This window comes from Endozoicomonas sp. 8E (assembly GCF_032883915.1).
Classification (GTDB): Bacteria; Pseudomonadota; Gammaproteobacteria; order Pseudomonadales; family Endozoicomonadaceae; genus Endozoicomonas_A.
Window position 1 is genome coordinate 6759825 of record NZ_CP120717.1, and the last position, 13858, is coordinate 6773682.

Genomic DNA, 13858 nt, shown 5'->3' on the forward strand with positions numbered 1-13858 from the left:
AGAGTTAACTTTAGAGGTTCAAGGATTAAGAAGAGCGAATCAGGCGTTAACTTCAGAAGCTCAAGGACTAAGAAGAGAAAACCAGAAGTTAACTTCAGAGTCTCAATGGTTAAGAAGAGGGCATCAGGAATTAACTGAAGAGGTTCAAGGGTTAAGAAGAGAGAATCTGGAGTTAGCTACAAAGAAGCAAAATCTAATTGCAGAAAGACGGAGGCATTTGGATTCGGAGGCCCGTTTGGAAACTACAGTCCAATACCTCGAGGAACAAATCAGAAACGTTCACGATGACATCAGAACACAACAAGAGTCAGTAGACTATCTGATCCAACAAGCACAACATCAGACGGCAGCGGCAAGCCCGGGCCCAATAAACGACGCAGGGTCTCACGCTTCTTACCAGCAATCAAGCACCCAAAATGAAGAGGAAAACCCATCGAACGCGCAGTTAAATACATCTGAGCAACCAGGCCGAAACTCATTGTGTGGTCATTACAAGAGGTTATGCTTTGTGAACTTTGGATGCTGTATCGGATTTTTCCCCTGCCAAAAATGTCACAACGATAGTCATGACTGCGACGTTGAAGATCGCATGGCTGTTGATGCAATAAGGCTTCGGTGCTCTCTGTGTCACTATGAGGGGGACATTACAGAAGACTCACAGACGTGTCCGGGATGCAATCAGCTCATGTCGGAATATTTCTGTGCAAAATGCAAACACTTCACCGGTATGAATAAAACACCGTTCCACTGCGATAAATGCGGCATTTGCCGAACACACAAGGAAGAGAGCTTTCACTGCGATGTTTGCAATGTCTGTCTGGATACAGGGTTACTAGGCAATCACAAATGCCGGGAAAACTCAGGCCACGATGAGTGCTGCATTTGCCTGGAAGATGCCTTCAGCGGCTGCCAGATACTGCCCTGCTCCCATAAAATTCATAAGGAATGCGCCATTGAGTTGGTTAAAAATGGGATAAGAACCTGCCCTGTTTGCAGAACCCCTCTATTCACTCAGTTAGTTGAAAATAACCATTGACCTTATGGCCGGATTAAATAATCACCGCCGGTAATCACTTGGTATTTATAGTGCAGGAAGGTGGGGCGATGGTGCAGTTTTTAGCGATGCAGGGCTTGCTGCGTCCTAAGGCTTTCCGATAAAAGGCAAGCAACCCACATAGCAATTCAGAAATTCTTGTCTATTATCTGTTTGTTCTAAGAATAATAAGACCGATCAATAATGCTCTTTTATTTTTCCAGAACAGAAAGTCACCACAGATTTTCCGGACGATTTATATCAGACAAGGAGAGTGGGGTTGGTATTATTAACATAATTATTTAGAAAGATTTGAATGCATTTTTACCGTTTATTCATAGCGTTTGTTCTTTTCCCGCTTGCTATGGTGGTTGTACCCTTGTGCTATTCCTCAACCATCATTGACCGACATTATTCCGACGGGAGCAGGGTTCAGATTGAAATCAATGATGCTGCAGATCCGCAGGGTGTGAATCAGTGGCAAGTAGGTTTACTGCTTCCGAAAGGCTTTGATGACCGAAAAAGCATTCTCTGCTTTAATGCGCCTGTGGCGCCAGCAGATTCGAACAGTATCGCAATATCGGTCACGAACGACTTGAGTGACTATTGCTATCAGCTAGTGATAATGGAGGAAGAGCAAACACCCATCTTCCAACATGTATCACAAGGCAGCTCTGAAAATGGCACACTTGTTCGCTTAAAATCCACGACGACAGACAGACCAGCGTTGACTTCTGTAACCACCGATCAATCGCTGAAGGACGAGCCCCATCCTGCTCCACTGACCCTTCTGGTCTATTCCGACAACATGACGGACAGTGGGCCGGAAACCGGCCAAACCCGAAATAACACACTGTCATCCACAGGAGGCAAGTTCACTGGCACGGCCAATTTTCCCAGTGGTGGCAATGGGGGCTTCTTCTACTTGCCTCCCCCTCCACCCTGGGGAGGTGGAGGGGGAAGACCATCAGGATTATTCGAGATAGACCTGGTTATCCTGAACCCCGTCATCAATTGGCTGATGTCTATTGGTAAGGATTCTATCTCGTTTCAGGAACAGCCGTCCCCGGCCCGTCTGAAAATGACACGCGTTAACGCAGATGGTACTTCCAGTGAGGCCGTTATACCCGTTGGTTGGCTTGATTTCCTGGATATAAATCAACTGACCGATGTTAATTTCTGGAACACTCTCTTAAAGCGTGCTGACAATTCTTGCCCGGCCAGCGAGAGCCTTCAGTGGCAGCTTGGCTGTTTGAAACTATTTCTTGAGTGTAATGCCCTGAAGACAAATCATGCAGGTGGCTTCAAAGCTGGTAATGGAGATGGAGAACCCACTGGCAGTCCACCAGACAAAGAATCAAAGGACGAAAATAACTATCTTCAAAAACAACAAAGAGATGAACCTGAAGGTCAGGAGAGCAGATCACCGGGAGAAGGTGATGACGGCAGTGAAGATAGAGATAACAGAAAAGACGACAATGAAGATGAAGGTGAGGGTAAAGATAACACCGGGACTCAGGATCTTCAGGTACTTGCGAACCAACTTGTCGCCATCATTGAAAGCAATGATCCCAACGCCGTTTACAAGCTAAGGCAAATACTGGATGAACTGGACATGCCTGAGCGTTTGCAGGTTCTGGAAACCAAAAGCACAAACACCAAAGGTAATACTGTCACCCCTCTTGAGGCAGTACTGAAACTGCGGCGTACTTACCGTAAGAACTCAGTGCGCAACCGGTTTATCGAGCAGTTGATAGAAGCCACGAGCAATGAAACACAGGCGTTGAATGACCTTGGCCCCCTGTCTACAAGTGAACCGATTATTCCACCTGAGCAGGCACCGCCGGAAGCTGCCGATAACAATCTGATGATTTTGTATAAGATTGTTCAGGACATAATCGACAGGGTCAACCAATCTGACCAACAGCCACCAATAGGACAATTTGAACAATCTTGCTTTACTGAATACTTTGTTCAATTGTTCCTGCTCTATGAAAAACCACTTGGGCCTATTCGTGAACTGTTAGGAAAAATATCAGATGTAACCATAAGAAGTAATATTATGTTCCATGCAAGGCCATTTACATTTCCCAACCCTTTTATAGATATTTCGCAATTTGATCAGCACCCGTCGTTTCATGAATTATTAAGCTTTTCAGATAAACTCTTGAGGCAGGTGCAATCTTACTCTTCATCACAAGCACCTTCGCCAAAAGAGTCCTCACTACAAGAGCCTTTAATCCGTAACAGAGATTATATCTCCGACGAAACAACCGACAGTGCCTGCCCCGAACCTGATGAACATCAATCCGAGTGTAACGGCAATAATACCTCCAACGAAATGATTGTCAGCAATGCAAGCGCATTCAGCGATTCAATGCAGCCTGTTAATAACTTGCAGGCAAGCTCATTCACCGATGCAGTCCAGCCTGCTGATAGCTCCCAGGCAAGTTCATTCACCGATTCAGTCCGCCCTGCTGATAGCTTCCAAGCTAGTTCATTCACCGATTCAATCCGGCCTCCTGATAGCTCCCAGGCAAGTTCATTCACCGATTCAGTCCGCCCTGCTGATAGCTTCCAAGCCAGTTCATTCACCGATTCAGTCCGGCCTGCTGATAGCTTCCAAGCCACTTCATTCACTGATTCAGTCCGGCCTGCTGATAGCTTCCAGGCAAGTGCATTCACCAATTTAATCTGGCCTTTTAATAGCTTCCAGGCAAGTGCATTCACCAATTCAATCCGACCTGTTGATAGCTTTCAGGCAAGTGCATTCAGCCATTCAATCCGACCTGTTGATAGCTTCCAAAGTGACTCTGGCTCTAATGGCAGCACCCCTAAAGTATCCACAGACAGATATTTACAGCAGGGAGCAAGGCCAAAGCAGCCTGCCCTTGCTCATCAGCAAATCGGCCCTTTCGAAAGGCGATTACAGGCAGGACGTTCATACGGTGCTTATCAAATCAGTAGGGCACGTGACCGATCCGATATGGAAGTGTCAGGGATAAATCAAAACTTCTTAAGTAAACATTCGATCGATGTTTCTCTTCTCGTCGCCCAAACTTATCCACAACCTTCTTTGCCTGCACAAATGTGGGATACCAACGGACTGCCTTCAAATCCTTCACCGATTTCTCCGGCAAATGCATTTAATGCAGTCGAAAACCCTGCCCCTTATGAACTTGAAAGCTTGAATAGTAGTTTAAAAAAGTTAGAACATGCTACAAATGAATACCACAGGCTTGCAGAAATAATTGAGCTGAACAGAAGAGATCAGGAGAAAGATAAAGAAAAGATTAAAAAGTTAACTGGTCAAAACGAACAGTTAAGAGAATTGAACCAAATGTTAAGAACAGAGAACCAAAGATTAAGAATTGAAAATGAACATTCAGATACACAGAAGCGAATGTTAAATACACAGAATCAAAACTTAAATGTAGAAAATCATGAATTAACGCTAAAGAATCAAGAATTAAATGCTGATAGTGAGGGATTACGGGGCTGCGTAGCTTATTTTGAAGATCAAAACAGAAGCTTGACTAACCAATATTCAATATTGATGCGTGAGCTCAATCAGCTGCGATCAGAAAACCATAGGAATCATCAAACAGATCAACCTCTGGCAGATGATGTCAGGTACGCGATGCGAAGCATTGACGCAGTGTCTTTTGCCCCTCACCATCACTCAATGACTCTCAATGAGCTGCCAAACTCGTACGATGACTATCCAGGGCCACCATCAGTAGACGATATGCCCCATGAAGAAAATCAACAGATGGCCGCAGCCTGCCTTTGGCATAGCAATGACACATATTCTGCCCCTTGCCAGCAGCCGTGCCCCCAAAATGGGCATGCAAACCCGCCCGATGAGCAGGCAGGCTGGTTAAACATAGAGTCAGGACGGCTACCACTGCAAGAGTCGTTAGGAGCATTGTGCGAGCATTACCGAAGGTTCTGCTTTGTGGGCTTTGCTTGCTGTCCGGGGTATTTCCCCTGCCATAGATGTCATAACGACAACAAGGATCCTTCATGTACAGCTACAAATAAGGCTCTCCATGCACTACGGCTTAAGTGTTCTCTGTGTGGATATGAGGGAGAAATTAATGAAGACTCCCAGACATGCCCGGGATGTGGAGAGCAAATGTCGGAATATTACTGCGCAATATGTAAACACTTTACCTCTACCTATAATAATCCGCACCACTGCGATAAATGCGGTATTTGCCGAATACACTCAGATAGATCCTATCACTGTGATGTTTGCGGTGTCTGCCTGGATAAAAGGCTATTGGGCAATCACAAATGTCGGGAAAACTCAGGCCACGATGAGTGCTGCATCTGTCTGGAAGATGCCTTTGGCGGCTGCCAGATATTACCCTGCTCCCACAAAGTCCATAAAGAATGCGCCATAGCAATGATTAATAACGGGGTAAGAAGCTGCCCTGTTTGTAGACACCCCCTATTTAGTCAGGAACATGCACACAATGATTAACCGTCTGAGCGGATTTAATAGTCGTCGCTGGCTTACTCTCCTTCAGATAAGACGACTCAAGACGCGGCTGGTCACATCGCTGAGATAACCAATGAACAGACTGCCCATAGAGGCCCGAAAATGATTTTCATCCCGGCTACCCAGTGCAAGAACACCCACTTTATCCGGGAAGTTCAATGGCGCCAGTGCCACTGAACCGATTTCCTCATGGTTGTCCGGAAACAGGAATTCCAGTTCGCGGGACTTCATTCGGCCACAGATGACTTTTTGACCGGAAGATTGTTTATCCCTGAAGCCTGAAAGCAGATCACCCAGAATTTCATCCGCTGTATCAGGATCTTCTTCCCGGATGGTCAGATTGGCTGGTTGCCGGGTAAACAGAATCAGGGAATGAAAATCGATTTCAAAATCCTGCTCCAGGCCATCCTTGAGGGTTTCCGTCGCCTGCTCAAGATCCTGACTTTCCAGCAGACCGAGCACCAGTTTGCGAGTCTGTTCGAAGAGGCGGTCGTTATCCCGGGCAACGTCCACCAGTTTGCCAAGCCTGCGCCGCAACTCAAGATTGTGTTTCCTGAGCAGTTGCAACTGACGTTCAACCAGTGAAATAGCTTCCCCTCTTTCATGGGGAATCTTGAGATCCAACAGCAGTTCATCCTGATTCAAAAAAAAGTCAGGATGGTTCTTCAGATACTGAATCACCTGATCTGCCGTCATAGCAGTGATCTGGTTTTCTCTGCCAGCGTTCTTCTTGTTTGAGGCTTTATCACTGGTGGCCGAGTCTGTCATATCCTTGTTTGTCCTTCGAATACCCGGGTGGCACTCCCTGTCATCATAACCGGGTGACCTTCTCCCGGCCAACGAATCAGAAGACTGCCACCGGTAAGATTAACCCGAACCTCTTCATCCAGTAGTCCTTGCAAACGACCTGCAACAACCGCCGCACAGGCACCGGAACCACAAGCCAGGGTTTCACCCACGCCTCGCTCATAAACCCGGAGGTTGATCTCTGCGGCATCCAGTACCTGCATAAAACCGGCATTACAGCGTTTGGGAAAACGACTATGGCCTTCCAGTTTGGGACCCATTGATTCAACCGGCGCCCGGTTAATATCGTCCACTTGCCACACGATGTGAGGATTGCCCATGGAAACCGCCCCCACTGTCAGACGCTCTCCGTCTACATCAAGGTCATAGGTCGTTTGCATGGATGGTGCGTTGAATGGAATCTGTTGAGGCTCGAGCACCGGAATACCCATGTCCACCGTAACATCGCCATTGTCTTCAATGGTGAGTTCCATATTGCCACCGGACGTCTGAACACGAATGGTGTCACATCCAATGAGTTTCTTGTCCCTGACAAAACGGGCAAAACAACGGGCACCATTGCCACACTGCTCCACTTCACTGCCGTCGGCATTGAAGATCCGATAACGGAAATCCATATCGGGATCGGTGGGCGGCTCAACCATCAGCAACTGATCAAAACCAATTCCAAAATTCCGATCGGACAGGCTGCGGATTTTTTCCGGGGTAATGCGTATGGACTGGGTGACTCTGTCAACAACCATAAAGTCATTGCCCAGGCCGTGCATTTTTGTGAAGTGCAACAACATAGCGCAATAATTATCCTTCTGGTAGCAGTATTTCGTCGGCCCACTGGTCAGCCAGTTTTTCCCGGCGACGAACCAGATGTGCCTGATCGCCATCGACCATAATTTCAGCAGGGCGACAGCGGGAATTATAATTGGAGCTCATTCCAAAGCCATAAGCACCGGCAGAGCGGACCGCCAGCAAATCACCTTCAGCCACTTTCAGCTTTCTGTCTTTCCCCAGAAAGTCTCCGGTCTCACAAATGGGCCCGACCACATCGCACAATAGTTCCTCTCTCTCGTCGTTGCGCACCACTGGCTCAATACCATGCCAGGCGCTGTAGATTGAAGGACGCAACAGATCATTCATGGCCGCATCAACCACGGTGAAAGCCTTATGGTCAGACTGTTTGATCAGCTCCACTTCAGTGACCAGCATTCCGGCCTGTGCGGCAATAGATCGCCCTGGCTCAACCACAATTTTCAGGTGCTTGTGGTGCTCGTTGGCGGCCAGGTGCTCTCTCACCTGACCCAGGTATTCAGAGGGTGTCGGTGGCTGTTCGTGTTTTTCGTAGGAAATACCCAAGCCGCCACCAATATCCAGATGCTTCAGGATAATACCCATTTCACGAAGCTGATCAACCAGCAGCAATAGACGATCGAGAGCATCAATAAAGGGTTCTTTGGTCGTGAGCTGAGAGCCGATATGACAATCCACACCCACCACTTCGATATTCGCTAGCTCAGCTGCCCGCCGGTAAACGGCAGGCGCAGCCTTGATATCAATACCGAACTTGTTGTCTTTCAGACCCGTAGAAATATAAGGGTGGGTCCGGGCATCGACATCCGGATTCACCCGGACAGAAACAGCGGCCACTTTGCCCATGATTTCTGCTTCTTGCTGGATTCTTTCCAGCTCTGTTTCTGACTCGATATTGAAGCAGTGAATCCCCAGTTCCAGGGCTCTTCTTATTTCATGACGCTGTTTGCCGACACCGGAGAAAACCACTTTAGAGGCTTCACCACCGGCAGCAATAACTCGCTCCAGTTCACCTACAGAAACGATGTCAAAACCCGCTCCCAGTTTTGCCAGAACATTCAGAACCGCCAGATTGCTGTTAGCTTTGACGGCGTAACAAATCAGGTGAGGCCACCCTTCCAGCGCCTGTTTGTAAGCTTTAAAACCTTCTTCAAACCCTTTGCGGGAATAAATGTAGGCGGGGGTACCAAACTGTTCGGCAATTTCAGTAACGGGAACCTGTTCAGCATAAAGCTCACCGTCACGGCTGGGAAACCAATCCATCAGACTGTCTTACTCTCTATCATGAAATTTCTGGGGAGCATTATTCTACTTTTCCGGGCTTAAGGCATCCATGCACTTGGGGCATCTATGCGCTTCAGTCGTCTGTCTCTCCCCGGAGACTGATTACTCTGACCCGCTATGAGTCAACTGCTGGGTGTCACCATCCTTTGGAAGATACAAATCCCCCTTCTGACCGCACCCGGCAAGCAGAAGAGTGGTGAACATGAGGGCAATAAGGGCTCTCATGAAAGGCTCCTTGTACTTTTTACCATGAGCTGAATGCGCTCAGGGCTCTGTGGATAGTCATTCACCACCAGAACACCCCTTCTTTGAAAAGGCTGTTTCAGCAATGATCAACCGCTGAGTATAATCTGCATCAAACAGCGGCGATAGCCCTAACTGACGGATACACTAATGAACGAAAGCGAATACCATGACCTCCTGGATGACCTGATGGTCGCTATTGAAGACGCCATAGAAGAGGCAGAGCTGGATATTGATTATGAAAGCGCTGCGGGCATTCTCACTCTGACCTGTGAAGACAACTCCAAGATCATTCTGAGCCGGCAGACACCCGTGCTGCAATTATGGCTGGCCGCCAAAGGTGGCGGCTTTCACTTCGATTACGATAAAAGCAAAGAACAGTGGCTTGCTGACAGCAACGGTGAAGCGTTTATGCAGGTATTGAATCGCTGCTTGAGTGAGCAGTATGGGGAGGCAGTAGAACTTACCGTTTAAGTGCTGGTGAAGCTTTAGCTTCCCTGGTTCAGGTTTCCTAAAAAACAAAAAGGCGAAACCCGGATAGAGCTTCGCCTTTTTTGACAGAGTCTGGGGAAGCAGATTGCGCCTCCTCAGATACTGCTTACTGTCAGGCTGACTGCTTCTGATGATTAGAAGTAGTAAAGAGCCTGCACAGCGTAGGTGTCGTCAAAATCTTTATTGCCAGCAGCAGCGACTTTCTCACCACGGGTGTATTCGAAAGCGAACTGCATTGGGCCAGTTTCATAGATGGCACCCACCATGTAGTCGGTGAACTGAGCGTCAGTCTTGTCACCAGTGTAGGTGTCGTCAGCAGTCAGCTGGTTGAAACCAGACTGCAGGTAGAAACCATCAACAACCTGAGGCAGGGCCAACTTACCGTACAGTTCAATACCGGTAGATTCTTTGTCCAGAGTGCCTTTGACTACAGCAGTCTTGTTTTCAAACTGACCGTAGGTAGCTGCCAGGTAAAGAGCTTCGTTTTCGAACTTGGCGCCAACGGTAGCAGAGGTAGACTTGTCAGAACCGTTGTAACGTGGCAGAACGCCCAGTTCTTCAACGTACTTAGCCTCATTGTATGTAGCACCCAGAGACAGACCCATTGGCAGGTCATAGCTCAGTACAACACCGTAACTGGAGTCACGAGTACCGTCTACAGTCTCACCATCCTCATCAGTAGTCTTACCACCGGTGCCTTTCAGCTGGTACTGGATACCAACATTCAGACCGCCAAAGCTGTTGCGATACTGGATTACGTCGTCAGCACGTGCAGTACCATCAGTGTCACCATTGTCGTGTGCAGCATCAGCATCACTTACCAGACCTGTACGGCCACTGTAGACACCCATAGCAGCACCACCACCGATGGCGAACTGGTCAGTCCAGCCAGATACGTCAGAGGTTACAGACCATGCTTTACCTGCAGTGAAGGCACCGTAGGTATCGTGGCTCAGGCCAACATTACCCAGACGGTTGAAGAACTGATCGTCCTGGTCGCCGTCAACAGCGTAGAAGCCCCACTCAGCAACAGCAGAACCGGTCCAGCCGCTGGAAAACTTGTGAGCGTATTTGAAGTTGATGCGTGGGCTGGCATCTTTCATCTCAGCGTCAGAACCATTGCTCTTAACGGTCTTAGCTCCGATCTTACCGCCAATTGACAGGCTGTTAACGTCATCGTTATAAACTTCCAGGGCCATTGCCTGACCGGCAACGAGGGAAGCTACTAAAGTGGCAAGCAGTTTCTTCTGCATGATCACTGGACTCCTAACTCAAGTGTTGTGTTGTGTGGATCTTTTCTGCTTTTTATATGTGATCACGAACTATTAGAAATCATTCTATGACCGAGCAGTTATATGCGGATTCTTATAAGTTCTTGGACGTTCATCACATCACTAAAACTCATACACTTATTCAATTTTTGGCATTGCTCAGCATTTACACTTATACGACTAAGGTTTTACACAATCACAACCAGCAGTAGAATAGACACACCTACCTATTGATCTCCCGAGCCTGTCTTTTTACCGTCATTATTTAGCGCAGCCGATTAAGTAATTTTTTTAAAAACCGAGTAAAAGTTGATTAAAGAAACGCACTCTTTTTCGCTAAAAAGAGACTTTACGGCTCACAAGCAAACGACAAAGATTAATTTATTAATAAAACAGAACATTACTACCTGTGTCAGGTATTGGATTTCAGAGAGACTTAAGCAGATCGGCATTCAAACTATGCAGTGCCATATAGCGGGATCAGTGAATAAGTCATCACTTGCTTAAATAGGAGATCAATAGTAAGAAGCCTTTAGAAAGAGAAGGTTTATTTTAATCAAAGTGAACTGTTTCCAGCCCACCTTGAATAATGTTCCTTAGAAAGTCCGATTCAGCCCCATATCCCAGAAGCCAACTTCCAAGCGGGTAGCCTCTCTGAAAGTACGACAGAGAGAGTCCATTCGGCCTTCAGAGAAACGACTGGCAGCCAGTGTTTCAATCGCTTCAACCTGCCTGACAGCCCCCTGCACAAACTCCTCTCCACCATAGGTTTGGATCCATTTCCAATAGGGGTTACCTTCTCTTTTAGTCGCAGGATCATTAATCAGTCTCAAACCAATCTCTGCGTAGCCCACTGCACAAGGGGAGAGGGCCGTCTGGAGATCCAGAATATCGCCTGCCATTCCTCGCTCCAGTACATAACGGGTATAGGCCATATTTGCCCGGGCTTCTGGTTGACTGACCACATCCTGCTCAGACATTCCCCACTCGGCACAGTACTCCAGATGAAGATTCATCTCTGAGAGAATCCCCGCCACAGAGCCGGAAGCTGCCCTCATATCCTCAAGATTGTCGGCCTTGTAGACCGCCAGCGCATAAGCTCTGGCGAAGTGAATCAAAAACAGATAGTCCTGCTGCAAATAATGCTTGAAGCTTTCCAGAGGCAGGGTGCCGTCCGCAATACCCTGAACAAACTCGTGGTGACAATAGCGGTGCCAGTCCTCCGCACAGGCTGTTTTTATTTTGCAGTAAAGCGTATCGGGATGATCAAATGGAGAAGTCATGACTCAGTCCACAAAGAGTGTGAAAAAAGGCGAAATCATACCCTGAATGTTTAACTGGAGCATCAAGCCGTTATACTTCAGCTTTTGACACGAACAGGTTAAACCCATGCTGACTCAAACCATGATCGACAAGCTCAACGATCAAATCAATCTTGAGTTTTACTCCTCCAACCTTTACCTGCAAATGGCTTCCTGGTGCGAAGCCCAGGGGCTTGATGGCTGCAACGAGTTTCTGCGCCGCCATGCACGGGAAGAAATGGAGCATATGCAAAAGCTCTTTGACTATGTTAATGAGACCGGAGCTATGGCTATCATTGGTGCAATCAATGCACCTCCCCACCAGTATGAATCGGTAAGAGATATCTTCCAGCGAACCTACGAGCACGAGTGCGAAGTGACCCGTTGTATCAACGAGCTGGCACACACTGCATTTACTGAAAAGGACTATAGTACCTTCCACTTTTTGCAATGGTATGTAGCCGAGCAGCACGAGGAAGAGAAGCTGTTTAAAGGCATTCTGGATAAAATCGATATGATTGGCTTTGAGGGCAAGGGTCTCTACTACATCGACAATGAAGTATTGAAACTGGTAGCTTCCATGCCTCCTGTAACGGCTGCCTGACAGTCTACTCCCCCCAGGTCAGGGAAGGCGGGGTTACTAATGGCATAAAGAGCACAAAGTTGATTGTTTCGCCCATTCAGTAATGCATGCCTCGCAAAACCAATGTTTTGCACAGGCTGCAACTGCAGGGTCTTTCATGGGCCCTAAACAAATAAGACATAATCCTGGAAAGAGCTGCCTTGTCAGGCAGTGGAAAACCTCTAAAAATAATTTGTGCTCTGCTCTTTTCGCAATGAATCTGGAAATGGCTAATAATGAGCTTTCATCGCTCTTAAGATATACGCTTATATCACAAGCAGTATTATATAAAAAACTTGATATCACGCCCATTGAAAGAATAGTAATACATTTAGAATTATGAGCATTACCGGTTTTAGATATATAAAAATTTACTAAAGCAACAGCTGCCATTTCAGATACTCGCAATCGCAGCCTGAATTCATCGTAATATAACGACAGATAGGTTAATAAATCCAACAGGCCAGTGTAAAAAACCTGTCCATAATCTTCATATGAAGCAGTATGGTTGGAACATATATACTCATCATGGGTATTAACTTGAGATCCGTAAGAAGCAGCACAAAATATTAGTAAGATAACTATCACTAATTTTCGTAGATGAGGCATATTCATCATTCATATCACAAAAACACCAGCACGCTGCATCTGCGAGCACTCTCTGAATGATCAATCCTTCAGACTGATCCCTTCTATCAATGCCTGCACAGCATGAACCGACCGGATCAGGCTTTACGGGAAATTAAAATGCCTCCTGCCACAGCAGCCTTGCCATGCCAGACAAGGGAGGGCAAGGCTTCGAGAAATCAGACCATAGACAGAACACGATCAACCAGCTTGTCGATCCCCTCAGCGGCTTCACTGATGCTCCTGGCAATCATATAGGCTGGAGTAGTCACCAGTTTGTGACGGTCATCTACCACAATATCATCCACAGCACACTCTACATGCTTAACGCCAGTTTGCTCTAAAGCTGCAGCGGTTTCAGCGTCGTTGCCGATGGTGGCCAGAACACCTTCACCAAATATGCGGCCGGCGATAGCAGGTGCAATACACATCAATCCGACAGGTTTTTCGGCTTCTGAGAAAGACTTGACCGCAAAGCTGACGCCACTCTGAACCTTGAGCTCGCTGCCACTGAAGGCAAAATCCGATAAATTTTTTGCTGCTCCGAAACCACCGGGCAGAATCAGGGCGTCAAACTTTTCCGCCTTCAGCTCTCCAAGCGGCCTGATCTCACCCCGGGCAATCCTGGCCGCTTCTACCAATACGCTTCGGCCTTCATCCATTTCTTCGCCCGTCACATGATTAATAACGTGATGTTGAGGTATATCGGGGGCAAAGCACTGGTAACTGGCTCCAAGCCGATCAAGACTGAGCAGGGTCAAAACGGCCTCATGGATCTCGCTGCCGTCAAAAACACCCGACCCGGAAAGAATAACAGCTACTTTTTTACTCATGGATAGTCTCCATTTCATACCATCACGAAAGAGC

Annotated in this window: 12 protein-coding genes and 1 pseudogene; 5 read left to right on the forward strand and 8 right to left on the reverse strand. The window is 47.3% G+C overall.

What is annotated here, in order from left to right; all coding sequences use genetic code 11:
• Nucleotides 1–478 precede the first annotated feature (478 nt).
• The 3 genes and pseudogenes from P6910_RS26990 to P6910_RS24015 all read left to right on the forward strand — a co-directional run.
• Nucleotides 479–685, forward strand: a pseudogene (locus tag P6910_RS26990) (CHY zinc finger protein); the annotation flags it as partial.
• Nucleotides 686–1036 carry an RING finger domain-containing protein gene (locus tag P6910_RS26995; protein ID WP_410493949.1) on the forward strand — a complete coding sequence of 117 codons (351 nt, stop codon included), beginning with the start codon at nt 686–688 and terminating at the stop codon, nt 1034–1036.
• 313 nt (nt 1037–1349) lie between these two features.
• The gene (locus tag P6910_RS24015; RefSeq protein ID WP_317143761.1) at nt 1350–5522 is read left to right on the forward strand and encodes a CHY zinc finger protein; all 4173 of its coding nucleotides are present in this window, start codon (nt 1350–1352) and stop codon (nt 5520–5522) included.
• Between the two features lie 42 nt (nt 5523–5564).
• On the opposite strand, the gene P6910_RS24020 is transcribed toward P6910_RS24015, so the two are convergent.
• The 4 genes from P6910_RS24020 to lptM form a co-directional block, all read right to left on the reverse strand.
• Nucleotides 5565–6308, reverse strand: a complete 744-nt coding sequence (locus P6910_RS24020) for a DUF484 family protein (protein ID WP_317143762.1) — start codon at nt 6306–6308, stop codon at nt 5565–5567.
• Entirely contained in the window at nt 6305–7135 is an 831-nt protein-coding gene (gene dapF, locus P6910_RS24025; protein WP_317143763.1) for a diaminopimelate epimerase, read from the reverse strand. Before dapF ends, P6910_RS24020 begins: the two co-directional genes overlap by 4 nt.
• Before the next feature lie 10 nt (nt 7136–7145).
• A complete protein-coding gene (gene lysA / locus P6910_RS24030; RefSeq protein ID WP_317143764.1) occupies nt 7146–8414 on the reverse strand; it encodes a diaminopimelate decarboxylase in 1269 nt (422 codons plus the stop codon).
• A 123-nt stretch (nt 8415–8537) separates the two neighbouring features.
• Nucleotides 8538–8660: an LPS translocon maturation chaperone LptM gene (lptM, locus tag P6910_RS27000; RefSeq protein WP_306670875.1), complete on the reverse strand. Its 123-nt coding sequence runs from the start codon at nt 8658–8660 to the stop codon at nt 8538–8540.
• Between the two features lie 168 nt (nt 8661–8828).
• On the opposite strand from lptM, the gene cyaY reads away from it, so the two are divergent.
• Nucleotides 8829–9152, forward strand: coding sequence for an iron donor protein CyaY (gene cyaY, locus P6910_RS24035; RefSeq protein WP_317143765.1), 324 nt, complete (start codon nt 8829–8831; stop codon nt 9150–9152).
• Between the two features lie 152 nt (nt 9153–9304).
• Here cyaY and P6910_RS24040 read toward each other — a convergent pair whose 3' ends face one another.
• Entirely contained in the window at nt 9305–10423 is a 1119-nt protein-coding gene (locus P6910_RS24040) for a porin (RefSeq protein ID WP_317143766.1), read from the reverse strand.
• A 614-nt stretch (nt 10424–11037) separates the two neighbouring features.
• Nucleotides 11038–11724: a thiaminase II gene (tenA, locus tag P6910_RS24045; RefSeq protein WP_317143767.1), complete on the reverse strand. Its 687-nt coding sequence runs from the start codon at nt 11722–11724 to the stop codon at nt 11038–11040.
• Between the two features lie 106 nt (nt 11725–11830).
• Between tenA and ftnA the strand changes: the two genes are divergently transcribed.
• Entirely contained in the window at nt 11831–12346 is a 516-nt protein-coding gene (gene ftnA, locus P6910_RS24050) for a non-heme ferritin (protein ID WP_317143768.1), read from the forward strand.
• A gap of 36 nt (nt 12347–12382) precedes the next feature.
• On the opposite strand, the gene P6910_RS24055 is transcribed toward ftnA, so the two are convergent.
• Both P6910_RS24055 and elbB read right to left on the reverse strand, forming a co-directional pair.
• Nucleotides 12383–12982, reverse strand: coding sequence for a hypothetical protein (locus P6910_RS24055; protein WP_317143769.1), 600 nt, complete (start codon nt 12980–12982; stop codon nt 12383–12385).
• A gap of 188 nt (nt 12983–13170) precedes the next feature.
• Nucleotides 13171–13824 (reverse strand): isoprenoid biosynthesis glyoxalase ElbB, encoded by a 654-nt coding sequence (gene elbB / locus P6910_RS24060; protein ID WP_317143770.1) that lies wholly within the window; start codon nt 13822–13824, stop codon nt 13171–13173.
• Between the last annotated feature and the right edge of the window lie 34 nt (nt 13825–13858).